This is a genomic window from Neorhizobium tunisiense, assembly GCF_039631515.1.
Lineage (GTDB): Bacteria > Pseudomonadota > Alphaproteobacteria > Rhizobiales > Rhizobiaceae > Neorhizobium.
In genome coordinates this window covers 314,395-337,191 of the sequence record NZ_JBDIUU010000002.1, presented here as the reverse complement: position 1 = coordinate 337,191, position 22,797 = coordinate 314,395, and the positions used below count along the sequence as shown (strand labels likewise).

At 61.8% G+C, this 22,797-nt stretch carries 28 protein-coding genes; 16 read left to right on the top strand and 12 right to left on the bottom strand.

Features of this window, described 5'->3' with window-relative positions; translation table 11 throughout:
* Window positions 1-30: 30 nt before the first annotated feature.
* Window positions 31-1,137, bottom strand: coding sequence for a TRAP transporter substrate-binding protein (locus tag ABCW43_RS10690; protein WP_345924000.1), 1,107 nt, complete (start codon window positions 1,135-1,137; stop codon window positions 31-33).
* Window positions 1,138-1,442: 305 nt separating this feature from the next.
* On the opposite strand from ABCW43_RS10690, the gene ABCW43_RS10685 reads away from it, so the two are divergent.
* On the top strand, window positions 1,443-2,216 hold the full coding sequence (locus tag ABCW43_RS10685) for a gamma-glutamyl-gamma-aminobutyrate hydrolase family protein (protein ID WP_345923998.1): 774 nt from the start codon (window positions 1,443-1,445) through the stop codon (window positions 2,214-2,216).
* A 48-nt stretch (window positions 2,217-2,264) separates the two neighbouring features.
* Here the strand turns inward: ABCW43_RS10685 and ABCW43_RS10680 are convergent, their stop codons facing one another.
* On the bottom strand, window positions 2,265-3,287 hold the full coding sequence (locus ABCW43_RS10680) for a LacI family DNA-binding transcriptional regulator (protein WP_007756725.1): 1,023 nt from the start codon (window positions 3,285-3,287) through the stop codon (window positions 2,265-2,267).
* 108 nt (window positions 3,288-3,395) lie between these two features.
* The gene (locus ABCW43_RS10675; protein WP_046668276.1) at window positions 3,396-3,896 is read right to left on the bottom strand and encodes a MarR family winged helix-turn-helix transcriptional regulator; all 501 of its coding nucleotides are present in this window, start codon (window positions 3,894-3,896) and stop codon (window positions 3,396-3,398) included.
* Window positions 3,897-3,979: 83 nt separating this feature from the next.
* On the opposite strand from ABCW43_RS10675, the gene ABCW43_RS10670 reads away from it, so the two are divergent.
* The 9 genes from ABCW43_RS10670 (at window position 3,980) to ABCW43_RS10630 (ending at window position 9,856) form a co-directional block, all read left to right on the top strand.
* A complete protein-coding gene (locus tag ABCW43_RS10670) occupies window positions 3,980-4,771 on the top strand; it encodes a creatininase family protein (protein WP_345923993.1) in 792 nt (263 codons plus the stop codon).
* A gap of 52 nt (window positions 4,772-4,823) precedes the next feature.
* The gene (locus tag ABCW43_RS10665) at window positions 4,824-5,078 is read left to right on the top strand and encodes a type II toxin-antitoxin system VapB family antitoxin (protein ID WP_345923991.1); all 255 of its coding nucleotides are present in this window, start codon (window positions 4,824-4,826) and stop codon (window positions 5,076-5,078) included.
* Entirely contained in the window at window positions 5,078-5,482 is a 405-nt protein-coding gene (locus ABCW43_RS10660; RefSeq protein WP_345923989.1) for a type II toxin-antitoxin system VapC family toxin, read from the top strand. The genes ABCW43_RS10665 and ABCW43_RS10660 overlap by 1 nt, the downstream gene beginning before the upstream one ends.
* A gap of 86 nt (window positions 5,483-5,568) precedes the next feature.
* Window positions 5,569-5,850, top strand: coding sequence for a type II toxin-antitoxin system Phd/YefM family antitoxin (locus ABCW43_RS10655; protein ID WP_345925417.1), 282 nt, complete (start codon window positions 5,569-5,571; stop codon window positions 5,848-5,850).
* Window positions 5,847-6,218: a type II toxin-antitoxin system VapC family toxin gene (locus tag ABCW43_RS10650; protein ID WP_345923987.1), complete on the top strand. Its 372-nt coding sequence runs from the start codon at window positions 5,847-5,849 to the stop codon at window positions 6,216-6,218. The genes ABCW43_RS10655 and ABCW43_RS10650 overlap by 4 nt, the downstream gene beginning before the upstream one ends.
* 177 nt (window positions 6,219-6,395) lie before the next feature.
* Window positions 6,396-7,523 (top strand): CobW family GTP-binding protein, encoded by a 1,128-nt coding sequence (locus ABCW43_RS10645; protein ID WP_345923985.1) that lies wholly within the window; start codon window positions 6,396-6,398, stop codon window positions 7,521-7,523.
* The gene (locus ABCW43_RS10640) at window positions 7,523-8,509 is read left to right on the top strand and encodes a WD40 repeat domain-containing protein (protein ID WP_345923983.1); all 987 of its coding nucleotides are present in this window, start codon (window positions 7,523-7,525) and stop codon (window positions 8,507-8,509) included. Before ABCW43_RS10645 ends, ABCW43_RS10640 begins: the two co-directional genes overlap by 1 nt.
* Before the next feature lie 841 nt (window positions 8,510-9,350).
* On the top strand, window positions 9,351-9,617 hold the full coding sequence (locus ABCW43_RS10635) for a hypothetical protein (protein WP_037077316.1): 267 nt from the start codon (window positions 9,351-9,353) through the stop codon (window positions 9,615-9,617).
* Window positions 9,617-9,856 carry a hypothetical protein gene (locus ABCW43_RS10630; protein WP_345923980.1) on the top strand — a complete coding sequence of 80 codons (240 nt, stop codon included), beginning with the start codon at window positions 9,617-9,619 and terminating at the stop codon, window positions 9,854-9,856. Before ABCW43_RS10635 ends, ABCW43_RS10630 begins: the two co-directional genes overlap by 1 nt.
* Window positions 9,857-9,890: 34 nt before the next feature.
* Here ABCW43_RS10630 and ABCW43_RS10625 read toward each other — a convergent pair whose 3' ends face one another.
* The gene (locus ABCW43_RS10625) at window positions 9,891-10,784 is read right to left on the bottom strand and encodes a LysR family transcriptional regulator (RefSeq protein ID WP_345925415.1); all 894 of its coding nucleotides are present in this window, start codon (window positions 10,782-10,784) and stop codon (window positions 9,891-9,893) included.
* 100 nt (window positions 10,785-10,884) lie between these two features.
* Between ABCW43_RS10625 and ABCW43_RS10620 the strand changes: the two genes are divergently transcribed.
* Together ABCW43_RS10620 and ABCW43_RS10615 are read left to right on the top strand one after the other, a co-directional pair.
* On the top strand, window positions 10,885-11,625 hold the full coding sequence (locus tag ABCW43_RS10620) for an SDR family oxidoreductase (protein WP_345923978.1): 741 nt from the start codon (window positions 10,885-10,887) through the stop codon (window positions 11,623-11,625).
* Between the two features lie 25 nt (window positions 11,626-11,650).
* Complete coding sequence (locus tag ABCW43_RS10615; protein ID WP_046604511.1) at window positions 11,651-11,869, top strand: tautomerase family protein; 219 nt, start codon at window positions 11,651-11,653, stop codon at window positions 11,867-11,869.
* Window positions 11,870-12,043: 174 nt separating this feature from the next.
* Here ABCW43_RS10615 and ABCW43_RS10610 read toward each other — a convergent pair whose 3' ends face one another.
* From ABCW43_RS10610 to odc2, 3 genes are all read right to left on the bottom strand, one after another.
* A complete protein-coding gene (locus ABCW43_RS10610) occupies window positions 12,044-12,733 on the bottom strand; it encodes an OmpW/AlkL family protein (protein ID WP_345923975.1) in 690 nt (229 codons plus the stop codon).
* Between the two features lie 242 nt (window positions 12,734-12,975).
* The gene (locus tag ABCW43_RS10605; protein ID WP_210008363.1) at window positions 12,976-13,545 is read right to left on the bottom strand and encodes a GNAT family N-acetyltransferase; all 570 of its coding nucleotides are present in this window, start codon (window positions 13,543-13,545) and stop codon (window positions 12,976-12,978) included.
* 107 nt (window positions 13,546-13,652) lie between these two features.
* Window positions 13,653-14,786, bottom strand: coding sequence for an ornithine/lysine decarboxylase (odc2, locus tag ABCW43_RS10600; RefSeq protein WP_345923972.1), 1,134 nt, complete (start codon window positions 14,784-14,786; stop codon window positions 13,653-13,655).
* Window positions 14,787-15,315: 529 nt separating this feature from the next.
* On the opposite strand from odc2, the gene ABCW43_RS10595 reads away from it, so the two are divergent.
* The 4 genes from ABCW43_RS10595 (at window position 15,316) to ABCW43_RS10580 (ending at window position 19,332) form a co-directional block, all read left to right on the top strand.
* On the top strand, window positions 15,316-16,209 hold the full coding sequence (locus ABCW43_RS10595; RefSeq protein WP_037077328.1) for a LysR family transcriptional regulator: 894 nt from the start codon (window positions 15,316-15,318) through the stop codon (window positions 16,207-16,209).
* A 161-nt stretch (window positions 16,210-16,370) separates the two neighbouring features.
* On the top strand, window positions 16,371-17,546 hold the full coding sequence (locus ABCW43_RS10590; protein ID WP_345923966.1) for a glycosyltransferase: 1,176 nt from the start codon (window positions 16,371-16,373) through the stop codon (window positions 17,544-17,546).
* 92 nt (window positions 17,547-17,638) lie between these two features.
* Window positions 17,639-18,283 carry a DUF1007 family protein gene (locus ABCW43_RS10585; RefSeq protein WP_345923964.1) on the top strand — a complete coding sequence of 215 codons (645 nt, stop codon included), beginning with the start codon at window positions 17,639-17,641 and terminating at the stop codon, window positions 18,281-18,283.
* 29 nt (window positions 18,284-18,312) lie between these two features.
* Window positions 18,313-19,332, top strand: a complete 1,020-nt coding sequence (locus tag ABCW43_RS10580) for a nickel/cobalt transporter (protein WP_345925413.1) — start codon at window positions 18,313-18,315, stop codon at window positions 19,330-19,332.
* Window positions 19,333-19,342: 10 nt separating this feature from the next.
* On the opposite strand, the gene ABCW43_RS10575 is transcribed toward ABCW43_RS10580, so the two are convergent.
* The 5 genes from ABCW43_RS10575 to ABCW43_RS10555 form a co-directional block, all read right to left on the bottom strand.
* On the bottom strand, window positions 19,343-20,404 hold the full coding sequence (locus ABCW43_RS10575; RefSeq protein WP_345923962.1) for an acyltransferase family protein: 1,062 nt from the start codon (window positions 20,402-20,404) through the stop codon (window positions 19,343-19,345).
* Between the two features lie 155 nt (window positions 20,405-20,559).
* Entirely contained in the window at window positions 20,560-20,766 is a 207-nt protein-coding gene (locus tag ABCW43_RS10570; protein ID WP_345923960.1) for a hypothetical protein, read from the bottom strand.
* Window positions 20,763-21,458 (bottom strand): GNAT family N-acetyltransferase, encoded by a 696-nt coding sequence (locus ABCW43_RS10565; RefSeq protein ID WP_345923957.1) that lies wholly within the window; start codon window positions 21,456-21,458, stop codon window positions 20,763-20,765. The genes ABCW43_RS10570 and ABCW43_RS10565 overlap by 4 nt, the downstream gene beginning before the upstream one ends.
* A gap of 128 nt (window positions 21,459-21,586) precedes the next feature.
* Window positions 21,587-22,015 carry a VOC family protein gene (locus tag ABCW43_RS10560; protein WP_345923955.1) on the bottom strand — a complete coding sequence of 143 codons (429 nt, stop codon included), beginning with the start codon at window positions 22,013-22,015 and terminating at the stop codon, window positions 21,587-21,589.
* 11 nt (window positions 22,016-22,026) lie between these two features.
* Complete coding sequence (locus ABCW43_RS10555; protein WP_345923953.1) at window positions 22,027-22,743, bottom strand: tellurite resistance TerB family protein; 717 nt, start codon at window positions 22,741-22,743, stop codon at window positions 22,027-22,029.
* Window positions 22,744-22,797 lie beyond the last annotated feature (54 nt).

Genomic DNA, 22,797 nt, shown 5'->3' with positions numbered 1-22,797 from the left:
TTCCTGAAATGACACTTGCCTGATCTGGGATCAGAGCTTGCCGCTGCGCTGCTGGATCATCATGAAGGTGTCGTAGGTATATTCCGACAGCTGCATCCAGAGATAGGCTTCCTTCTTGAAGGCGACCTGGTCTTCGTAGATCTTCTTGAACGTCTCGTTCGAAGCCGAAATTTCCTTGTAGACCTCAAGAGAGGCCTTGTAGCAGGCTTCGAGGATTTCCTGGCTGAACGGGCGAAGGGTGGTGCCCTGCGAGACGATCTGCTTGATCGCCGACGGGTTCTTGGAATCGTATTTTGCCATCATATTGGTATTGGCAAACGCACAGGCGTCGGAGAGCGCCGCCTGGTAGCTCTTCGGCAGGGCATTCCACTTGTCCAAGTTCATAAAGGCATGGATAACCGGGCCACCTTCCCAGAAGGCCGGATAGTAATAGTATTTGGTCACCTTGTAGAAGCCGAGCTTGTAGTCGTCATAGGGGCCGACCCATTCCGCCGCATCGATCGTACCCTTTTCGAGCGCCGGGTAGATGTCGCCGCCAGGTATCTGCTGCGGCACGACACCGAGCTTCTCGACCACCCGGCCAGCAAGCCCGGCGATGCGCATCTTGACGCCCTTAAAATCGTCTACGGTATTGATTTCCTTACGGAACCAACCACCCATCTGGGCACCCGTATTGCCCGCGGGAAGCCCGTAGACATTGTGCTTGGCATAAAACTCATTGAGGAACTTGTTGCCATTGCCTTCGTAGAACCACGCATTGCTCAGCCGGGCGTTGAGGCCGAAGGGAATCGCCGTGCCGATGGCAAATGTCGGATCCTTGCCCACGAAATAGTAGGAGCAAGTGTGGCACATTTCGACCGTCGCATTGCTGACGGCATCCAAAGCCTGACCGGCCGGAACAATTTCACCGGCAGCAAACGGCTGGATAGTGAAATTGCCATCGGTTGCCGCGGCGACATGCTTGGCGATGTCTTCCGCGCCGCCATAGATGGTGTCCAGCGACTTCGGGAATGAAGACGTCAGACGCCAGGTGATTTTTGGGCTAGACTGCGCGATGGCCGGTGCGGCGAGCACCGTAGCCGCAGCTGCGCCGGCGCCGGTGACGGCAGCCTTTTTAAAGAATGAACGACGATCCATGAAATACCTCCCAGTAAGACAAATCGTGGGGATTATCTGTTCCCACTCCCCCGATCCTGCGGCGAGGTAAACATTTTGGCCTATGGGTTGCAAGCGCCAGAGCTAATATTCCTTAATGCGGGAACGTCTTTTGTCCTTAGACTTTCGTAGCGTCCTGCCCAAACGGGATTCATAAGATATTTCAAAGCGGCAATGCTTATTCTTTAAGCAGCGTCTCCCCCGAAGCGGACCTCGATCTTGACTTGAAGCGCGGTGCCGCGGCACAACGAAGAGAGACGCGATAGCGAGCCTCGTTGGAGAGCCTGATGCCGAAACCGATCGTCGCCCTGCCTGCCGATATCCGCGAACTGGATGGAGCGATCTGGCATGCCTCGCCGAACCAGTATGTCCAGGCGGCATTGAAAGTGGCGGATGTGATGACCTTCATCATTCCGGCTTTCGAAGAAGGCAACGAGACAGACGCCATTCTCGACCGGGTCGATGGCGTGCTGGTTTCCGGTTCGGCGACCAATGTTCACCCGTCGCTTTATGGCAGAGAGGCAACGGCCGGCGACGGCCCCTTCGACCCGGCCCGCGACGCGACCTCCCTGCCCCTCATCCGCCGGGCGATCGACCGTGGCATTCCGCTGCTCGCCATCTGCCGCGGCATCCAGGAACTGAACGTGGCACTGGGTGGCACGCTGGCGAGCGAAATCCAGGACCAGCCTGGCATCTGGGACCACCGCAAGCCCGATGTGAAGGAGCGCGACAGCATGTATGCGATCCGCCAGCCGGTCTTCATCGAGGAAGGCTCCTGCATCGCCAATTATCTGGGCCTGACAGGCGAGGTCCAGGTGAACTCCCTGCACCGCCAGGCGATCGCCGAAACCGCCCCTCGGCTGAAGGTCGAGGCGACGGCCGAAGACGGCACGATCGAGGCGGTTTCAGTCATCGACGCGAAAAACTTCGCCGTCGGCGTGCAATGGCATCCGGAGTACTGGGCGGAAACCGATGCGCCGTCACGGGCGCTGTTCCAGGCCTTCGGCGAAGCGGTCCGCGCCTATGCGACCCGCAAGACGCTGACCAATGTCGCGGCCTGACGCGACTGGTGTGGCAGCCTGACGCTCACAATGTCGCGGCTTGAAATCTCAGGCCCGCGGCCGGTGCACGCCGGTTGACTGGCGGATGCGCATTTCCGGCTTGATCAGGTGGATGCCGTCCGGCTCGTGGCTGCCGGCGAGGCGGTCGAGCAGGGCACGCGCCGCAAGCCGGCCGACTTCCGTCTGGCCGTTCCACACCGTCGTCAGTGCAGGTGTCGCAATCGAGGCCTCTTCCAGATCGTCGTAGCCGGTGACGGAGATGTCGTGGCCGGGCATCAGCCCGGCGCGGGCAATGCCGTTCATCAGGCCGATCGCCACCAGATCGTTCCAGCAGACCGCGGCTGTCGGCTTCTGCGGCAGGGAGAGGAAATGCACCGCCGCCTCGAACCCGCCCTGCTTCGAACGCGGGCCGGGGATGCGAAGGTTCGGATCGACCTCGATGCCGGCCTTGCGCAGCGCGTTGACATAACCCTGATAGCGGTCTCGGCCGGTCGACGTCTGGTCCGTGCCGCCGATCATGGCGATCACCCGATGCCCGAGGCCGATCAGATGATTGGTGGCAAGCGAAATGCCGTAGCTGTCGTCGCCGCGATAGGTCGGCAGTTCGACGCCCTCCATCGAACGGGCAACGAGGATGGCCGGCATGCCGTTCTCTTCGGCAAGCCTCATATCCTCGATCGGCGTGCCGATCGCCGGCGACATGATCACCCCGTCCCCGCCGAGCTGCAACAGCGTTTCGATGAAGGTGCGCTGTTTCTCGACCGAGTCGTAATGGTTGGAAAGGATGAAGGTATGACGGCTGCGATCGAGCTCGCTTTCGATCGCTTTGAGGATTTCCCCGTAGAACGGGTTCATGATGTCGTGCACCACGACGCCGATAATGCCGGAGCGCGAGGTGCGCAGGCTGGCGGCGCGACGATTGTAGATATAGCCGAGCGCTCTCGCCTGTTCCTTGATTTTTTCCCGGGTATCGGCAGCCACGAGCGGGCTGTCGCGCAGAGCAAGCGATATCGTGGCAGTTGAAAGACCAAGGCTCTCGCCAATCGTCGACAACTTGATCTTTTGCGCCATTTCCCCCACCCGCAATGGCCGGCATCGCTATCCGACGCTCGAATTAAACTTTAAATAAACAATTTAATTCCGTGCGACAATCCTGTGACGGCGAAATTCTGAAGGAAATCAGCCCCTGTCGTCCGAGGGCTCGGACTGGAGATTTTGTTCGATGGTTTTCAGGAGCTTGAGGAGGGTGCGAATCTCCTTGTCGGAGAGGCCTTTTGCGGCGATCGAGCCGCACTCGGAGACCGAGCGGCCGATCTGTTCGACGGTCTGCAATCCGGCTTCCGTGAGGTGCACCTTGGTGAGACGCCCATCGGTGCCGTCGGCGCGGCGTTCCAGAAAACCTTGAGCCTCCATGCGGCCGATCGTGCGGGTCATGGTCGGGGCCTTGACGCCGAGCCGTATGGCGAGCTGGCCGGGGGTCATGCCGTCCTCCTCGGCAAGGATCAGGATGACGCCGTCCTGGCCGGCATAAAGCCCGCTTTCGCCGAGACTGCGGCTGAGTGCTGTGCGCATGGAGCGGGCGGCCTGGGTGATCGCCGGAGCAAGGTCGGTGGCCGAAAGGCCTTCCAGTTCCTTCTTCTTGCCGGACTTGGCTTTTTTATCGCCCTTCTTCTTGCTCATTCGCTCCGCCCGTTTTGCCCTAAAGAAGTAGCCGTTATATCTGTGGCGCGCTATCCATATCGAAACCGGGAAACCACCGCCAGATGTCGCACCCTTCGCCACGCTATCATGACAATGATACGACACTTGCGTCCACAGAAAGGCGAGACTGGATCGCCGTCCTGCCGCTCGGCGCCCACGAACAGCACGGGCCGCACCTGCCGTTCGAGACCGACACGCTGATCGCCGAGGGCCTCGTCTCGCGCCTGATCCCCGCCCTGCCCGCCGGCCTGCCGGTGATGTTCCTGCCCGCGGAACCCGTCGGTTATTCGATAGAGCATATGGATGTCGCCGGTACGAAGACGCTTGCCTTCGACGAAGCCGTTTACCGCTGGCTCGGCATTGCCGGCGATCTTCACGCCAAGGGCATCCGCAAGCTGGTGCTGCTCAACGCCCATGGCGGCAATTCGCCGCTCATGACCATCGTCGCGACCGAGGCTCGGGTGCAGTTCCACATGCTGGTCGTCGCCACAAGCTGGACCCGCTTCGGCCAACCCGCCGGCTGGATCGCCCCGGAGGACAAGGCAGTCGACATCCACGGCGGAGACATCGAGACGTCCGTGATGCTTGCGCTCCATCCGGACCGGGTCGACATGACCAGGGCCGAAAACTTCCTGTCCCGCCAATCGGACTTTTCCCGCGACTTCAAACATCTGCGCGCCTACGGCCCGCACGCCTTCGGCTGGAAGATGTCCGACCTCAACCCACAAGGCGTCGCCGGCAACGCGGTTGCTGCGACGGCGGAACGGGGTGAGATGCTGGTTGCGCATGCCGTGAATGGGATTATCGAGCTGCTGGAGGATGTGGCGCGGTTTGATGTCCGAACATTGAAGTAGGAACAAGCTACACAATGTGCGATATTGAGCTACACGCTTGAGGTAGCCGCGGATGACGCTGAATATCCGAAACGAAGAAGCCGATGCATTGGCCCGTGAACTGGCCCGGATCGACGGAACGACCATCACCGACGCGGTGATTTCCGCATTGAAGGAAACCATCGACAAACGTATCCGCCAGGAAACGCCCCGCGAGACCGCAAAGAGAATTCTGGCGCAGCGCGGCCTTGCCTTCAAGGCGAACAGACAGCCTGTACCGTCCGACGCCTATCACGAACTCGATCACCAGATTGGGGATGACGGCTGATGTTCGTCGATGCCTGCGCGATCGTAGCGATGATGGCCGGCGAGGAAACTGCGGAAGCCTACGAAACGGCGCTTCTACAAGCAAACTCGCCTTTCACGTCACCGCTGGCCGCTTGGGAGGCGATCATCGTCCTGTCCCGGCCGGATCAGCTGGATTGCCATTATCACCGGGCGGAAGGCGCGGTCGTTGAATGGCTAGATGCACGGGGCATCGAGATTCGCGAGGCCGGATCACCTCGGCAGCTTTTGGCTTTTGCGGTCGCCGTCGCCGAGAAACACGGGATTGGGCGTCGATATCTCAGCAATTTCGACTGCTTCCACTATGCCTATGCCAAGATGACCGAGCAGCCTCTCCTCACGCTCGACCAGCTTCTGCGCCAGACGGATGCCGATACGCGACCGTGAGGATCAAACCGCCTCCGGGGCGTAGTTGAAGCTACAACATGATACGACTATGTTTGGACCATCCAATTGGACCATCGGAGAGCATGATGGAAATTTCCGTAAGCGAGGCGAAGGCAAGCTTGACTAAGCTCCTGCATCGGGCAGAAGCGGGAGAGGACGTTATCTTCACCCGCAGGGGCCATAAAATTGCGCGGCTTGTACCGATCGAGCCGGAACTGACGCGCGATCAACGCAGAGCGTTGATCGAAGAGATCAGAGCAATGGCGCCTGCACCTGATGGCAACGACGTACCCGCGGAGCGAAGCCAGGATTTTCTCTATGGTGACGATGGCCTGCCCGCATCATTGTGGTCGACACGTCAGCGTTGATCGCCATCGTCAAGAATGAAATTGGTGCCTTTGACTGCCAGGAGGTGCTCACGGGGGAATCGAAAGTTCTCCTCAACGCCGCCACTCTCACCGAAGCACTGATTGTGGCTCGTGGAAAGCAATGTCTGGCTGGTCTTACCAACCTGATTGACCGGCTTCCCATCACCATCATCGAACTGGATGCTGTAAGAGCAGAACGGGCGGCGGCGGCTTACGCTCTGTTCGGCAAAGGCTTTCACAAGGCCTCGCTCAACTTCGGCGATTGCTTCGCTTATGCGACAGCGAAGGAATTCAACTGTCCGCTTCTCTATGTCGGAGAGGACTTCGCCAGAACGGACGTAATTCCGGCAATACCGTCAGCTTCCTGACGCGGAGCCATCAAGCCGCCGAGGCTCGCCGCAGGGGAGCCGCCATGCCTGGCGCCAGCCGCAATTCCGATGTGATCTTATAACATACAAACCCTTTGAACTCGTCCCGGCTTGCCCTTATATGAGACGAACAAAGCTTCCGCGCCGATCGGGCGCTCTCAAGTCCTCGAGGTTTTCATGACCGAAACAGCCACCGTCAAGCCCGTTCCCGTCACCGTGCTCACCGGTTATCTCGGTGCCGGCAAGACGACGCTCCTCAACCGCATCCTCTCCGAAAGCCACGGCAAGAAATACGCGGTCATCGTCAACGAGTTCGGCGAGATCGGCATCGACAACGACCTGATCGTCGAGTCGGACGAAGAAATCTACGAAATGAACAACGGCTGCGTCTGCTGCACCGTGCGCGGCGACCTGATCCGCGTCGTCGAGGGCCTGATGCGCCGCCCGGGCCGCTTCGACGGCATCATCGTCGAGACCACCGGCCTTGCCGACCCGGTGCCGGTCGCCCAGACCTTCTTCATGGACGACGACGTGCGCGCCAAGACCGAGCTCGATGCCGTCGTCGCCCTCGTCGACGCCAAGCACCTGCCGCTGCGCCTGAAGGATTCTCGCGAAGCTGAAGACCAGATCGCATTCGCCGACGTCGTCGTCATCAACAAGACCGACCTCGTCACCCCGGAAGAGCTGGCGATCATCGAGGATGTCGTTCGCGCCATCAACCCGACCGCCCGCGTCTACAAGACCACCCGTTCCGGCGTCGATCTCGCCCGCGTGCTCGATCAGGGCGCCTTCAACCTGGAACGTGCGCTCGAAAACGATCCGCATTTCCTCGATCAGGGCCATGACGACCATGTCTGCGGTCCCGATTGCGATCATGACCATGGGCACGAGCACCATCATCATGACCACGATCATAACCATCATGCGCATGACCATGATCACGATCATCACGGCCATGATCACCACCATCATCACCACGGCGAGATGTCGCCGATCCATGACGTGACCGTGAAGTCGATCTCGCTGCGCGGCGGCGAGATGAACCCGGAACGGTTCTTCCCGTGGATCCAGAAGATCACCCAGACCGACGGCCCGAGCATCCTGCGCCTGAAGGGCATCATCGCCTTCAAGGGCGACGAGGAACGTTATGTCGTGCAGGGCGTCCACATGATCGTCGAGGGCGATCACCAGCGTCCGTGGAAGGACGGCGAGAAGCGCGAATCGCGCCTCGTCTTCATCGGCCGGGATCTCGATGTCGACAAGATCGAGAAGAGCTTCAGGGCTTGTGAGGCCGTTGCTGCGTAATGCCGACAGTCGCACCGCTTGATCTCGAAGGCCATGTCGTCGCCGCGCATTTCCTCGGCGACGTTCCATTCTTCGCCACCGCCGCCGGCACGATCCATCGCCTGGATGGCGGCGAGAAAGTCACGGAGGCCCATCAGGGCCTGCTGACCTGCATCCGCGATCCGTTCAGCGCCACGCTGCTGACCGGCGGCGAAGACGGCAAGGTGATGCGCATCGGCAGCAATGGCGAGGCGACCCTGATCGCCGAAGCGCCACGCAAGTGGATCAGCGTCGTCGCCGGCGGCCCGCAGAATGCGCTCGCCTATGCGCATGGCAAGTCGAGCTTCGTGCAGCTGAACGACGGTTCGCTGAAGGAGTTTCCCGAAGAGCGCAGCGTCGAAGGCCTCGCCTTCGCCGGCAAGGGTCTCAGGATCGCCGCCGCCCGTTACAACGGCGTGTCACTGCACTGGGTCGGCACCAATGCGCCGCCGGTCGATCTCGAATGGAAGGGCGCCCACAACGCCGTCACCTTCTCGCCCGATGGACGTTTCCTGGTGACGACCATGCAGGAAAACGCCCTGCACGGCTGGAAGCTCGACGGCAAACCGGGCGAAAACCGCCATATGCGAATGACCGGCTACCCGGCCAAGGTGAAATCGCTCTCCTGGTCGCCGAAGGGCAAATGGCTTGCCTCGTCGGGTGCCCCGGCGGCGATCGTCTGGCCGTTTTCGGCGAAAGACGGCCCGATGGGCAAGGCGCCGCAGGAACTCGGCACCCGCGCCAATATCATGGTCACCTCGGTCGCCTTCCATCCGGTCGAGGAAGTGCTCGCCATCGGTTTTATCGACGGCATGATCCTTGGCGTCAGGCTTGCCGATGCCAAGGAAGCTCTGCTGCGCCGGCCCGGCAAGGGCGGCATTACCGGATTGAGCTGGAGCGCCAACGGCAAGCTCGTCGCCTTCTCCTCCGATGCCGGCGATTGCGGCGTTATCGATATCGCAGCCTGAAAGCATGCAGCACGAATAACCGCGGCGGAAAATCTCCGCCGCGGCCTGGTCCATACGGGATGGGCAGGCAGCGTGTATGAAGTGGTATGGGTGTCAGGCTGTGCTGCCTGCCCGATCGCTCCGGTGTTTTCCGAAAGGCGGGTAACGGATGGTCTGGATCCGAAACCTTGAACCTTTCGGTGGTCGGCGCCCTGACGGCGCCTTCCTCACCTTTACGACCATCACCGGACGCCGGTTGCTCTCCGTGGGATGCGACCCGGTTCGCGACCCGGCCCCCTGTCCTGTGACGCGACCAGTGTAGCCACCCCCGCGGCAGCGGGGATGAAACAGCGACGTTCAGGAGCAACCGCCGTTCAAACAAAAGAGAAATTTCGGCCAGCCACGGCAAAATCGTCCCCGCAGCCGAAGCAGCTTCGGGCGGCGTGGATGGCTCCGATGATTTCGGCAAGCAGGTTGTGCGGGTCGTCGCGATAGCCGCGGCGGGCCGAAGGACCGTTCTCGTCTGACCTCATCACCCCTCAATCGATGCGGCAACGCAACGAAACTAGGACGGCAGGTAGGTCGAAACCAGGGCGGAAAGGCCGGAATCACGCAGAGATGATGAGGGCGTGAGGATGGATGGGGGGGTGCGGTAGTCTTAACCCTCCCCCTTGTAGGGGTCCACGCAGCAGTTTCATCCGAAGCACACTCCTGCAGCCTCAAACAGTCATCCACGGTAGAGCGGAAACGGAAAGCAGTGTATGGGACCATTCCCGACGGTCTCACCGCCGCGTGCCCGATTCTCTCCTCCCTGGACCGGAGCCGCAGCGCGACGACAGCCGTTTCTACGATCGGATACGACATGGCCAAGGCACCCAAGACTGAACATTCCGAACTCGCCGGCGAATTCACCGACGACGGCATTACCGTGCTGGTCGATATCTACCGTCCGGCCGGCACCCAGGGCGACTGGACGCTCGAAGTCATTACCGAAGAGGATGACGTCACCACCTGGGAAGAGCCGTTTCCGACCGACCGCGAAGCCTTTGACGAGTTCCTGGCGACCGTCGAGCGCGACGGAATCCGTTCCTTCTTCGGCGAACCCGAACCCAATCCCGCGGTGCATTGATGAAGAATGTCGAAGACCTCACCACATCCGCCAGGACCATGCACGACCGCTATGCCTCAGGCCGCATGGACCGCGAAATCGTCCGCCAGTGGGTCATGGGGCTGAGCATGTATCCGGAACCCTATGGCCGGCACATCCAGGAAGCGGCCGCGTGGTTCAAGTCTTCGCGCGACGACATGGATCCCGTGGAGCTGAAGATCGCCGACCTCGCCAAGCTGCAGGCGATCTATCGGCCGTAAGACGTCCTATAGGAAATCCGGGCATGTCCGGATCTCAAAGACCCGCTTCGGCAAAGACCTTGACGATCCAGTCGAGGAAGACCCGCACCCGCGGCGAGAGCTGGCGGTTCTGCGGATAGAGCGCCGAAAGCGGTGTCGGCGGCGGCGGAAAATCGCCAAGCACCTCGACGAGGACACCCTCGTCGATATCCCGCTGCAGACGATAACGCGGCGCCTGCATCAACCCGAAGCCGCGGCGGGCGAGATCGACCATCGTGTCCGAATTGTTGACCGTCAGCCGGCTTGGAAGGGTGACGTAGCGAACCTCCTCCCGGACCGTGAATTCAAGCGGCATGATCTGGCCGGTGCGCGACGAGATGAAGCCGATGGCGAAATGCCCGTCCAGCGCATCGGGTGATTTCGGAAGCCCGTGTTTCTCGACATAGGTCCGGCTGGCACAGGTGATCTCGGTGATCGTGCCGAGCTTGCGCATGATCAGCCCGCTGTCGTCGATCTCGCCTGCCCGGATGACGCAATCGACGCCTTCGCGAACGAGGTCCACCAGCCGGTCGCCCTGGCCGATCTGCAGGTCGAGCAGCGGATACCGGTCGAGGAATTCATGAAGGCGGGGCAAGAGAAACGTACGGGTCAGGAAGCCGTGCGCATCGACCCTCAGCAGTCCGCGCGGCTGCGCATCCCGAAAGATGTTCTCCGCCTCGTCCACCTCAGCAAGGATCGCGAGGCAACGCTCGTAGAAGGCCCGGCCGTCGAGCGTCGGGGTGACGTAACGCGTCGTCCGCTCCAGAAGTCGTGTGCCGATCCCCTCCTCGAGCTGCTTGATCGCTTCGGTGACGGTCGAGCGGGCGAGGCCGAGATCCCCAGCCGCAGCGGAAAAACTGCGCCGTTCGACGATCCGGACAAAGAGCTGCATGCGGTCGAGACGATCCATGACCTTGTTCACCACAGGCGAATTCTGATGTCAATTCACCGCCAATTGTTCTTGATGCGTGTCAGCAATATCTCCTGTCCACCAACCAAGGAGAGATCCCATGACCACCAATGCACAGCGCGTCGCGATCGTTACCGGCGCTTCGAAGGGTATCGGCAGAGCCATCGCGCTCCGCCTCGCTGAGGACGGCATCGCCGTCGTCGTCAACTATGCGACCAGCCGGCAGGCCGCAGACGAAGTCGTTGCAGAGATTGAAGCCGACGGTGGCAAGGCGGTCGCGGTCCAGGCGGATGTCGGCAGCCCGACCGCCGCCGCAACCCTGTTCGACGCCGCGGAACGGGCTTTCGGCGGCGCCGACATCCTCGTCAACAATGCCGGCGTGATGCGGCTCGCGCCGCTCGCCGAGATGGATGACGAAGCCTTCGAAACACTGCTTGCCATCAACCTGACCGGCACGTTCCGCGGAATTCGCGAAGCAGGCCGGCGACTGCGCGACGGCGGCCGCATCATCAACTTCTCGTCCAGCGTCGTCGGCGCCTACGGTCCGGCCTATGGCGGTTATGCAGCGACCAAGGCCGCCGTTGAAGCGCTGACCCATGTCGCCTCAAAGGAACTCGGCCGACGGAAGATCACCGTCAACGCGGTCGCTCCCGGCCCTGTCGAAACCGAGCTGTTCATGACCGGCAAGACCGAGGAACTGGTCCAGAACATCGTCAAAACCATCCCGCTCGGCCGGCTCGGCCAGCCGCAGGACATTGCCGCCGTCGTCTCCTTCCTCGCTGGCCCGGACGGCGGCTGGGTCAACGGCCAGGTCCTGCGCGCCAATGGCGGCATGATCTGAAACACCAAAACCGAAGGATAGAACAATGCCATTCGTGAACATCAAGACGCCCGAAGCCGCCCTCAGCAAGGCCCAGAAGCAAGAGATCGTCCACCGTACCACCGAGATGCTGGTCGAATACATGAGCGAGGCCGCGAGGCCCCACACCATGGTGCTGATCGAGGAGGTCAAGGACGGCGGATACGGCCGGGCCGACGAGATCTTCGTCATCCCGGATGCTTATCGCGCCAAGGACAGCGATTGAGAAATCGCGCGCTCACGCACTCGCCGGGTCCTCCGACCGTGCGAGTGCGTGACGACGACGTATTCGTCATCGACGGCGGCACCGCCGCTCCGCATGCGTTGAAAACCTGAAAAAACAAAGGCCGGCGCCACCTGGCTGGCGCCGGCCCTGCCCCCTGCCGCCCTTGTTGTTTTTCTAGAAGCGGTAGGTGACGCCTGCCCCGATCAGCCAGGGATTGATCTTCGCCTTGCCGCTCAGCGGCCCGAGCACGTCATGGTCGGCCTTCCATTTGGTTTCGAGGAAGATTTTCTTGACGTCGAAGTTCACGCCCCAGTGCTGGTCGATCATGTAGTCGAAACCGACCTGCAGGGCGGCGCCGACATGGTTCTCGACGTCGAGATTGTGGAAGCCCGGCTTGTTCGATTGGTTGTAGAAGAGCGAATAATTGACGCCGGCACCGACATAGGGCTTGAAGGCGCCGAAATCGGTGAAGTGGTATTGCAGCGTCAGCGTCGGCGGCAGAAGCCAGGCGCGGCCGACCGGCACGCCGACCGCACCGTCTTCCTTGATGTTCGCATAGGTCGTGCCGAGGACCAGTTCGGCGGCGATATTGTCGGTGAAGAAGTAGCTGATATCGAGCTCGGGGATGACCGAGTCGGAATAGGACAGGTCCGAACCCGCAACGCCGTTGACCGAACCGCGGTCCTCAGTGATGACGCCCAAGCCGCGCACGCGGATCTGCCAGGGGCTCGATGCCGCCACCGGTTCCTCCGCCGGAGGGGCAACGGAAACGGACGTCAAATCCGCCGCCGCTGCCCCGAATGCGAAAAAAAACGCACCCGCGCCCGCGATCCATCTCAGATGCCGTACCGCGCTCGTGTTCATGTGAACTCTCCTTGATTGCGTATTGGTTTTGCAGGGAGTGGCTTAGAAGCAGGCGGGGAGAGTCGGATTGATCCGGATCAACCGTTGCCGGCGGATGCGTGGTTGCGCGTCGAAAGGGAGAATTTGTCGCACGAAAAAACCCCGTCTCCCCTTGGGTGTTCCAATGGGAGACGGGGTTTGGGCAGATCGTCGGGGCACGAGGCCTTGAGTGCTGAATGCCTTCAGTCGAAACTCAACCTTGCTCAGGCCAGCTTGCGCCCGTTGGCGACGATCATGCCGGCAGCCCCTTCCAGCCAGCCGGCCTTGAGTTCGAGCGCCAGGAAACGAGAGCGCTCGAAGGGGCCGGGCATGACGAGATGCCGGGTCTTGTCGGCGAAGAAGCCGAACCGTTCATAATAGGCTGCATCGCCGACGAGCAGGATCGCACCGTGGCCGCGCTTGTGGGCCTCGGCGATCGCCGCACGCATCAGAGCGGCACCGATGCCCCGGCCTTCCTGGGCGGAATCGACCGCAAGCGGGCCAAGCAGCAGCGCGTCGAGCGGCTGACCTTCGGGCGCGATGCCGGCTTCGACGTTCCACAGGCGTACGGTGCCGATCACGTGGCCGGCGCCGTCGCGGGCAACGATGGCAAGCCCTTCGGCCGGCACGCGGTTGCGGCGGATCTTTTCCGACGACTTCTTGCGACGATCCGGGCCCATGGCGCGGTCGAGCAGGGTTTCGCGGGCGACCACGTCGGCCGGAGTTTCGGCGTCGATGGTGAAAGTGGAGTTAGGCGCAAAGAATGCGCGTACAGAATCAAGAACAGCGGCCATCCTGGCCTCCCGTACCCAATACCGTTATCAGCGGCGATGAAGAGGAATTGTGAATTTGCCGCCCCGGCTGGTTACGGGGCCGGCGGAAGTGACACGTCAGCTAAAGCTTAGATGACGTAGGCCTTCAGGGGGTCGAAACCGTTGAAGGCGACGGCCGAGTAGGTCGTCGTATAGGCGCCGGTGCCTTCGATCAGAACCTCGTCGCCGATCGTGAGCGTCACGGGCAGCGGATACATGTTCTTCTCGTACATCACGTCGGCGCTGTCGCAGGTCGGGCCGGCGAGCACGCAGGGTTCCATCTCGTCGCCGTCCCGCTCGGTGCGGATCGGGTAACGGATGGCCTCGTCCATGGTTTCGGCGAGACCGCCGAACTTGCCGATGTCGAGGAAGACCCATCGGTGATTGTCGTTGTCCGACTTCTTCGACACCAGCACGACTTCAGCCTTGATGACGCCCGCATTGCCGACCATGCCGCGACCCGGCTCGATGATCGTCTTCGGCAGGTTGTTGCCGAAATACTTGCGCAGCGAAGCGAAGATCGCCTTGCCGTATTCCTCGGCCTTCGGCACGTCGCGCAGGTACTTGGTCGGGAAACCGCCGCCCATGTTGACCATCTGCAGGACAATGCCCTGCTTTGCGAGCGAACCGAAGACGCGCTTGGCATCGGCAAGAGCCGCATCCCAGGCATCGACCTTGGTCATCTGCGAGCCGACATGGAAGGACACGCCGTAGGATTCGAGACCCATCTGGTGAGCGTAGACGAGCACGTCGACGGCCATCTGCGGCACGCAGCCGAACTTGCGCGACAGCGGCCATTCGGCGCCTTCGCCATCGGTCAGCACGCGGCAGAATACCTTTGCGCCGGGAGCCGCGCGGGAGATCTTTTCGACTTCCTCATGGCTGTCGACGGCATAGAGGTCGACGCCGAGCGCAAACGCGCGAGCGATGTCGCGTTCCTTCTTGATCGTGTTGCCGAAGGAGATGCGGTCGGCGGATGCGCCGGCGTCGAGCGCCATCTGGATTTCGGCGACCGAGGCGCAGTCGAAGTTGGAGCCCATCGAAGCGAGCAGCTTCAGGATTGCCGGTTCCGGGTTGGCCTTGACCGCGTAATAGATCGCGCTGTCCGGCAGGGCATGACGGAAGGCGTGGAAATTGTCGCGCACGACGTCGAGATCGACAACAAGAAACGGTCCTTCGGGACGCTGGGTCTTGATGAAGTCAAGGATGCGAGCAGTGGTCATCGGTCAGTCCCTTCAAAATCTCAAAGCTCCGGCTGCGAACCGGAGGACAAAGGACGGATGAGAATGCGACCGGACCCAGTCGGTGGAGACACTGGTTCCTTGACACGCTCAAACGGCGATATGTGGATCAACGCCCTGCCATGAGCATCGATCCGGCTTTGTCTGCCTTGGATTGGAGGGTGGTCCCTACCGCACTTCCGGCAATGATGGTGTGCCTCTTCAGTATTGCAAGCTGATGGAAAGCCTGCAGAGACCAGAAAGGCCCGCACCGTCGTTGCTTCAAGATGTCCTCGCATTTTCCGGTTGGCCGGAATAGCGACTGGAGGGGTTAGTTCCAGGTACCTTACCGATGACCTCACCTAATCGAGGGTCGGCGGACACCCACAGGCACGTGCGACTTTGGGCAGCCCGGGAGATAAGAACATTCGCAGTCATAATCAAGAGTTTTTTTGCCCGTCACCGAAATTTCGCATTGCACAATTCCATGCTAAATCCCAACTAGGATCGACCAGACCAAAAGGGGCGACATTTGGACACTCTAACGCGCATGCGCGCCTTCATCGATGTGGTTGAAGCGGAAGGCTTTTCAGCCGCGGCCCGGCGGACCGGGCGGTCGAAGGCCCTGCTTTCCAAATACGTGCGCGAACTGGAGGACGATCTCGGCGCGCTGCTGCTCAATCGCACCACCCGCCAGTTCTCGATGACCGAGGCCGGCCACACTTACTATCGGACCGCCGCAGACATCCTCAAGGAGATCGACAATCTCGCCGACCTGGTGCGCGAGAACAATGCCGACCTGAAGGGCCGCCTGCGCGTTTCCGTGCCCCGAACCTTCGTCGATGCGGAAGTCGGCCAGTCGCTGATCGATTTCGCCAAGAGCCATACGGAAGTCTCGCTGGAAATCGTCGCCGAGGACCGGTTCGTCGACCTGATCGAGGAAAATTTCGATCTCGCGATTCGAATCACCAAGCTCGAGGATTCCGGACTGATCGCCCGAAAGCTCTCCGACTTCCGGGTCTATACCGTTGCGACTGCCGATTTCGTCGCGAAATACGGCCCGCTCGAGCACCCGCAGGACCTGAACCGCGTCCCCTTCATCATCGACACCAATTCCCGCTGGCACAACAATGTGCGCTTCACCGACAAGGACGGCTCGACGATCTCGGTCGCCGTCAGCGGCCCGGTCGAAATCAACAGCCCGCAGGCGACGTTGCGCGCCGCCCGCGCGGGCCTCGGCGTCGCGATCATCCCGGATTTCATTGCCAACGCCTCGATCCAGTCGGGCGAACTGGTGACGCTGTTCGACGATTATATTGCCAAGGACCGGGGCATCTACGCGGTCTATCCGCATCGCCGCTACCTGCCGGCGAAGGTCAGGAGCTTCGTCGACTTCCTCTCCACCTGGTTCCGCCGCCAGCATTGAAGCCCGAACGCGCCCGGCGCCTCGCCGCCTCCCCCCTAAGGCGAATGAGGTAACACCTCCGCCGCAAGTCGACCTATTGGCCGGCTTGCTTGAGCTCGGCTTCGATCAGCATAGTGCGGCTCGGCGCGCGAAAGTCTCGGCATCGCGGAGGATGGATATCCATGCAGAAAAGCCTGGCAATGTTCGTGTCGGCACCGGTGATCGAGGCCGCGAACGGCAAGCTGGTGCTCGACAAGAAATTCGTTTCCGGCATGGCCCTGCATGTGCAGCACTGGTCGGGACCGGTCACCTGCTTCATTCGCCGCGGCGCGACCGACATACCCTTCGGCGGTCGTTACGACATCAGCGAACTCGATTTCCGGGTGCGCATCCTGGAGCCGGAGGAACGGGTATCGGTGGGCCATCTCGCCGATTTCGACCTCGCGCTGCTTTCGGGGGATTCCTACCTCGACCTTTTGCCGCCCCAGGTGATCCGGCAGGCGAAGAGCGCCGTCGTCTACTCGATCGAATACACCCACCAGACCCGGCTGCAGATCATCTCGCTCGACGACACCCGCAGCCTGCCGCGGAAGATCTACAGCATGGCCTGGACGCTGATGCAGGAATACAAGCGCAAGCGCGCGTTTCGCGCCGCCCACGGCATCCAGGCGAACGGTTACCCGGCCCACACGGCCTACCGCAACATGGGTGGCAGCCAGCTCCTCTACCTCGACAACCGCATGAAACCGTCGATGTTTGCGACCCCGCAGGAGATGAGCGCCCGCAGGCAATACCTGCTTGGCGGCGAACCGCTGCGGCTCATCCACTCCGGGCGGATCGAGCCGATGAAGGGCGTCCAGGACCTCGTCCCGATCGCCAGGCTGCTTGACGAACGGGGCGTGGATTTCACCCTGACGATCTACGGCGAGGGAAGCCTTTCCGCTGCGATCGCCGCGGATATCCGCAGGCACTGGCTTCACGACTGTGTCTTCCTCAAGGGTCCGGTCGATTTCGAGCAGGAACTCGTGCCGCTGACGCGCAACCGTGCCGATATCTTCCTCAGCTGCCACAGGCAGTCGGATCCCTCCTGCACCTATATCGAGACGATGGGCTGTGGCGTTCCGATCGCCGGTTACGACAACAGGATGTGGTCGGCGCTGATGGCCGAATCGAAAGCCGGCTGGGTCACCCCGCTCGGCGACATCAGCGCGATGGCCGATCGGTTGGCCGCCCTCGACAAGGACCGCTCGTCCATCCTGGAGTGCGGCGAAAACGCGCTTCGGTTCGCGCAAGGTTGGGATTTCGAGAGCCAGTTCCGCAAACGCATGGAGCATCTGGAAAATCTCACCCGGCACTAGACCAGGGCTGGACATGGGTCCGGTTCGAGTCGAAATTCCGTCTCATTTGCGCTGCACTGCAAGGGGCGGACGAACCGGGAGCCAAAGGGCGAATGCGATATCGAGTCTTGACCATTGCCGCGCTGGCGGCGGCCTGTCTTCCGCTGTCCGCTGTCGCCCATCCGCATATCTTCGCCGAGGCCCGGCTCGAAGTGGTGGCCGGCACCGACGGCAATATCGCGGAACTGCACAATGTCTGGCGGTTCGACGAGGTCTTCTCGTCGAGCGTGCTGCTGGATTTCGACAAGAACACCGACCTTAAGCTCGACGCGAAGGAACTCGCGGCGCTCGGCGAGGTGATGCGCAAGTCGCTCGGCGACTACCACTATTTCACGACAATCACGGTGAACGGCGCGAATGTCGGGGTGCAGAAGCCGGACGTGATCCACGTCTCGCTCGATGGCAACCAGCTGCTGGTCCTGTTTGCGGTCAAGCCCGAAAAGCCGGTGCCGCTCAAGGGCCGGCTGACCTTCGGCGTCTACGACCCCTCCATGTACACCTCGATCGACTTCCCCACCGATGGCGACCTGGTCGTCAAGGGTGACGGTTTTTCGCATTGCCAGCACAAGGTGGTGCGGCCCGATCCCGACGAGGTGATCTCGCAGAACAGCACGTCGCTGACGGACGCCTTCTTCAACGATCCGACGGGCACCGACATGTCGAAACTCTTCGCCACCCGACTGGAACTGACATGCTGACGATCCGCCGTGCCCTCACCCCTTCGGCCATGATCCCTGCCCTTCTCATCGTCGCGGCGGCAGGCATCGTGATGGCGGGATCGGCGCAGGCGCAATCGCCGCTCGGCGTCGGTTCGGCCGAGCCCTCCTTCTCGGTCGGCGGGCCGCTCGGTCCGTTTTTCGCCTGGATCAATTTTTACCAGCAGTCCTTCTACCGGGCGCTGACCGGTTCGCTGAAGGCGATGCGCGAGGATCCCTGGGCCTTGTCCGGCCTGATCGGGCTGTCGTTCGCCTATGGCGTCTTTCATGCCGCCGGCCCCGGCCACGGCAAGGCGGTGATCTCCTCCTACATGATCGCCAACGAGATCGAACTCCGGCGCGGCGTCGTCATCTCGTTCATCTCGGCGCTGCTGCAGGGCGTGGTGGCTGTGCTGCTCGTGGGTGCGGCCTATCTCCTGCTGCGCGGTTCGGGCATCACCATGACGGCGGCGACCCAGGCGATGGAGATCGCCAGCTTCGCCATGGTCGCCCTTTTCGGCGCCTGGCTGCTGGTAAAGAAGATCCGGGCGCTCCGGATGCGCGTCGTCAGCATGCCCATGGCAGCCCCCGCCGGTAACGGGCGCGGCTCCACCGGGCTCAATTTCCAGGCGGTGGAGATCGACGACCACGACTACCAGGGCACCGGCGATTATTGCGAAACCTGCGGCGTCAGCCATATGCCCGATCCCGCTTTGCTGAAGGCCAGGGATTTCAGTCTGCACGAGGCCTGGTCGGCAATCATCGCTGTCGGCCTGCGCCCCTGCTCCGGCGCTATCCTGGTGATGAGTTTTGCGCTTTTGAACAGCCTCTATCTCGGCGGCGTGCTCTCGGTTCTCGCCATGTCGATCGGCACGGCAATCACCGTCACCATTCTCGCGACGCTCGCCGTCACCGCCAAGGACCTCGCGGTCCGCTTTGCCGGCCCCGGCTCGCGCGCGGGCCGGCGGATTACCCACGCGATCGAGATCGGCGGGGCGCTGTTCGTGCTGCTGGTGGGGCTGTCGCTGCTCGGCGCGGCACTGCAGGCCTAACGCCGGTTCGTCAAACGGCGGGCCTCCTGGCGAAGGCCGCGCTCCCCTTGCGTATCAATTGCCGGCAAGGCCGCTCGATGGCAACGTGCAGCAGCCAGGATACAGCGATGACCACCATGCTGGTCACCACGGTTGCGACCAGGTTGCGGATGACAAAATCGGTATTGCCGAGCCTGCCCTCGACCATGCCCCAGACGCCGAGCGCCCGGTAATGGGTGAGGTAGACGGCAAAGGAAATGTCTCCAAGAAAATGGAGCGGCCGGGAGGCGAAAAACCCGGAAAACATGCCGCGGTCGGTGCTGAGGCAAAAGATCAGCAGGATGATCAGCAGATAGATCGGGAAATCCCAATCCGTCTGGGTAAGCGCCACCAGCACCAGAAGGCCGACGCAAATCTGGATCGAGGTTCGCGAGGCGAAGGATGCGGCGGCCGGGTCGTTGTGCAGCCGCCAGACCAGCTGGCCGAGCGTGAAGCCCGCGAGGCAGCGGATCAGCGTGAAGGGCGAGGCGATCAGGTCGAGCAGACCCTTGGAAATCGTCGACCCGATATAATGGAGGGAGGCGGCAAGCGTCAGGATCAGGATGGCGAGGAGCGCTCCGATGCCGAGCAGAAGCGCCGCCGTCCGGCTCGATTTCAGGCACAAAAGGCCGATCACCGGGAACAGCAGGTAGACCACCATTTCGGCGCTGACCGACCAGGCGGGCGGATCGATGCTCGGCCAGTTGCCGAGCGCCTGCAGCATCAGCATATTCGAGAGAAAGACGTCCGGCCCGATATCCACCCGGGAGGATTTGACGAAGGCGAGCGCAATGAACGCCAGCGTCACGGCAAGATAGAGCGGATAAATGCGGGCGATGCGATGCCACAGGAAATCGCCGAACCGGAAAGCGCCCGATAGGAACGACGGCCCGTAGACATGCGCCATGACGAAGCCGCTCAAGATGAAGAACAGGTCGACGGACAGATAGCCGTGATTGAGGAAAGTCGAGAACGCTCCGTTCGACGGAACCCGGTCGAGCTCGAAATGGTAGATCATCACGAACACGGCCGCCGCTCCGCGAATGCCCGTCATCGACCTGATTTCGCCCGCCGCCATCGCAGTACCCCAAGGACCTATAAACTAGGCTCCGGAGGCAGCTTACAGGGGCGGGAACAACGCGCAACCCGGCTTTCCGGCTAGGCGGCTACGCCTTAGGACTGCGGCCGGATTGGCGCGGGGAGTAGCGGTCAGCGACCCCGATTGCGCTGATAGCGCGCCCTCAGCCAGAAGATCGCAAAGAAACCGAGCAGCAGCAGCGACCCGACGACGACGGCGAGCACCGGGGAAAACTGGGCGATCCACATCACGATCGTTGGCAGGAAATAGATCACCAGTCCGATGCCGAGGAGAATGACCGCGGCGGCGATCACCTGCGACTTTGCTTCGGGCGTCATGCCACTGCTCCCTTGGCGAGCTCGGCGCGGATATCTTCCAGCCGCCGCCTCTGCACGCCGTCCGCCTCGAAATTGTCGGGCGAAAGCCATGCTTCGAACGCGGCCTTCAGGAGCGGCCATTCCACGTCGATCATCGAGAACCAGGCGGTGTCGCGATTGGCGCCCTTGGAGATGACGTGCTGGCGGAAGACGCCTTCGAAGGTGAAGCCGTAGCGGCGGGCGGATGCCTTGCTCGGCTCGTTCTCGTTGTGGCATTTCCATTCGTAGCGGCGGTAGTCGAGCCCCTCGAATACGTGCCTGGCCATCAGGTAATGCACCTCGGTCGACAGCGGCGAGCGCTTCATGTCAGCGCCATGCGCGACGGAGCCGACCTCGATGACGCCGTTCTTCGGGTCTGGGCGCATGTAGCTCGCCATGCCGACCACCTTGCCGGTCGCATTATCGCGCGAGACCAGCGTCACGAAACTGGAATGGACACGGGCGTTTTCCAGCCAATCGCCGAAGGCGTTCATATCGGCGAAATCGTCGTTGGGGAAATATTTGAGAAGCCGATTGATGCCCTCGGCGCCTCCGAGACCCTCCCATAGCGCCTGGAGATGCGTCTGGCTGTCGTAGGGTTCGAGCGTCACGAACCGGCCCTTGAGGGTGACCGGTGCGGGGGCGGCAACTTTGTAGTTCTTCAGATCGCGCATATCAGCCTCTTCCATCGTGGCTGAGGCTTAGGCCAGCGGCAGGGGAAAGGCAACGGGGGCCAGAAGGGGCCTTCCCCCTGTCAGGCGATAGGACGCGCGAAGGCGCGTTGAAGAACGTGTCCTCATCGTCAAGGTCGCCCATCCGGATATTCTGCCGGCCCCTTGATCTCGATCTTATTGCCGAACGGATCATGAATGTAGAACGAATGTCCCATGCCTCGAGCCCCGCCGTGGAAAGCCTCCTGAGCAATCTCGATACCGTGGCGCTGCAGATGCGAGCGCAGTTCGTCGTGATCGAAAGGGCTGGTGGCGATGCAAATGTGATCCACGTTGCGGCCACCGGCGACCGGAGGTGCAGCTTTTTTCCCGCCCGGATGCGTTATGTCCCATAAAACGATCAGCGACGACCCGCACCAGACCTGTTCCATCCCGAGGGCCGGGTACGAATAACCCGGCCGGCAGCCTAGTACGCCGGAATAGAAATCAAGCGCGCGCTCCATATCGTCGATCAGAAGGACAACGTGATCGATGCCGACAGGAGAAAAAGGGATAGCCATGACGGATGACCTTACGCCTTGACCTTCGCGGCCGACACAGTCGCGTCGATATGCTCGATCAGCGCATCGTTCAAGCCGAGGCGGCCGGCCAGCAGGTCGAGATAGCCGCGTTCGGCGCGGGTGTCCGGATCGATGGTCAGGCGCGAGGCGGCGTAGATCTCGACCTTCTGTTCTTCGGTGCGGGCAGCCGCGACGAGCTCGTCGATATCGACCGGATTGGCGAGTTCGTTCTCGATGAAGGCTTCCGCCTCGGCGCCGAGATCGACCGCATGCACCTTGTCCATGATGTTGGCGCGCTCGCCGGCGTCGATATGCCCGTCGGCCTTGGCGGCGGCGATCATCGCCCGCACGAGCGTCAGCGCGAAATCATTGGTGAGAGCGGGAGATTGCGGGTGGAAGGGCGAATCCGTGGGCGGCGTCAGCAGCGGCTTGTCTGCCTGAGGTGCGGGCTGCGGCACGGCTTCGGGCGACTTGCCGGACTGATAGTTCTTGTAGGCGAGATAGCCGAGGCCGGCGATCGCAGCGATACCGCCGACCGCTGCGACATTGCCGGCAATATTGCGACCGGTCTTGGTGCCGAGGACGGCTGCGAGGATCGCGCCGGTGGCGAGCGGGTTGTTCTTGGCAAGCTGGGTCGCCTGCCCTGCCCGGTCCCTCACACTTCCTCCCGACATGCCCGGAATCTGTGACCCCAGAAATTGGTCGAGAAGCTTCTTCGCGTCGAACATCGCACATCTCCCTGTTGTGTTTCCGGGGAAAGATAGGGATGCGATTGTGAAATT